This is a genomic window from Nocardia farcinica (assembly GCF_029867845.1).
Taxonomy (GTDB): domain Bacteria; phylum Actinomycetota; class Actinomycetes; order Mycobacteriales; family Mycobacteriaceae; genus Nocardia; species Nocardia farcinica_A.
In genome coordinates, this window is record NZ_JARWRU010001007.1 from 1 (window position 1) to 2,092 (window position 2,092).

The 2,092-nt window shown below is 74.1% G+C and carries 2 protein-coding genes; both read left to right on the forward strand.

Annotated features, from left to right (window positions below; translation table 11 throughout):
- On the forward strand, positions 1 to 1,258 hold a 1,258-nt coding region (locus QH283_RS22325), incomplete at its 5' end, for an ATP-binding cassette domain-containing protein (protein WP_280504917.1).
- Positions 1,251 to 2,092 (forward strand): Vgb family protein (locus QH283_RS22330; protein WP_280504918.1); only part of this gene is annotated, 842 nt, incomplete at its 3' end. The genes QH283_RS22325 and QH283_RS22330, both read left to right, overlap by 8 nt.

The window sequence follows — 2,092 nt, forward strand, 5'->3', positions numbered from 1 at the left end:
CCCCCCCCCCCCCCCCCCCCCGGCGGCGGCGCCCGTCGACGCCGCGCTCGCCGAGGTGCGCGCCCTCGAGGTGGCCATGCAGGAGGCCGCCGATGCGCAGGACATGGACGCCTACGGCGAGCTGCTCACCGCCTTCGAGGCGCGCGACGGCTACGCCGCCGACCTGCGGGTCGACCAGTCCATGCACGGACTCGGCCTGGCGGGCATCGACCGGGACCGGAAGCTGGCGACGCTGTCCGGGGGCGAACGGTCCCGGTTGGCGCTGGCCTGCCTGCTCGCCGCCTCGCCGGAGATCCTGCTGCTCGACGAGCCGACCAACCACCTCGACGACGCCGCCCTGAGCTGGCTGGAGGAGCGGCTGCGCGCCCATCGCGGCACGGTCGTCGTGGTCTCGCACGACCGGGTGTTCCTGGACCGGGTGGCGACCGCCGTCGTCCGGGTCGAGGAGGGCGCGGTGACCCGGTTCGGCGGCGGCTACTCGCAGATGCTGGCCACCGAGGCCGCCGAGCGCAGGCGATGGGAGGAGGACTACGCGCGCTGGTGCGAGGAGATCGAGCGGCTGCGCGCGTTCTCCCGCGAGACCGCGCACCGGGTGGCGGTCGGCCGCGGCCCGAAGGACAACAACAAGATGGCCTACGACCGGCACGCCGGGCGGGTGCAGAGTTCGGTGTCCTCGCGGGTGCGGCAGGCGGCCGAGAAGGTGCGCAGGCTGGAGGCCGAACCGGTGCCGCGACCGCCGGAACCGCTGCGCTTCCGCGCCGGATTCCGCGCCGCCCGCCCGGCCCGCTTCGACCTCGGCGCGCTGACGCTGGGGCCGGGGGAGCGCATGCTGATCCACGGTCCGAACGGCACCGGCAAGTCCACCCTGCTGGACCGGATGTACGCGACGGTGTCCGGGCGGGTCGGCTACCTGCGCCAGGAGGAACACTTCGATCCCAGGCAGAGCGTGCTCGCGGCCTACGGCGGTTCGCGCTCGGCGCTGCTGGCCACCGGACTGTTCCACCGCGACGTCCTCGACCAGCCGGTCGGCGCGCTGTCGGAGGGCCAGCGGCGGCGGCTGGCGCTGGCCCGTCTGCTGGCGGGCGAGCACGACCTGCTGCTGCTGGACGAGCCGACCAACCACCTGTCGTTGCGGCTGGTCGAGGAGTTGGAGCGGGCGCTGGAGGAGTACCGCGGCGCGCTGGTGGTGGTGACCCACGATCGCGGGCTGCGCCGCCGCTTCCGCGGGATTCGCAAGGAGGTGGGCGAGTTTGCCTGAGCACGGTTCTCTTCCCCATGGTTCTCTTCCCCACGGTTCGCTTCCAGGAGCCGGAGCCGATCCGGGAACCGGCCGCGGACCCTCGGTCGCCGAGGTCGTCGAGATCGACGGCGATCCCTACGGCGTGGCCGTCGCCGCGTCCGGCGCGTTGTGGTTCACCATGCCCGCGCGCGGCGCGATCGGGCGATGGGACGGCACCCGGCAGGCCACCTTCCCGCTCGAGCCCGCCGACGGTTCGCCGACCGTCCTGCTCGCCGACGGAGAACACCTGTGGTTCAGCGAATTCCGCGGCGGCCGGATCGGCCGGATCGAGCCCGGCGGCGCGGTGACGTTCGAGTCCGCCGACTCTCCGTACGGGCTGTGCCGCACGCCGGACGGCGCGCTGTGGTTCACCGAGATGAACGCAGGCGCGGTCGTGCGGCGGGCGCCGGACGGGAGCCGGGAGCGGTACGCCGTCGAAGGCATGCCCTCCGCCGTCGCGGCCGGACCGGACGGGACTGTCTGGTTCACCCTGAACCGGGCGAACGCCGTCGGACGGATCAGCCCGGGCGGGGCGCTGCGCGTGTACCCCCTGCCCACCGAGGGCGCGGCCCCGGTCGGGATCACCGCCGACGCCGGCGGCGCGTGGTTCGCGGAGATCGGCGCCGGGCAGCTCGGGCACCTGGCCTGCGATGGGACGATCACGGAGTTTCCACTGCCGGACCGGCAGGCACGGCCGCATGCCGTGATCATCGGTCCCGATGGTGCACTGTGGTTCACCGAGTGGGCCGGTGCGCGGCTCGGACGCATGACGCCGGACGGTCGAGTCACGGAGATGACCCTGCCCGGGGCCGA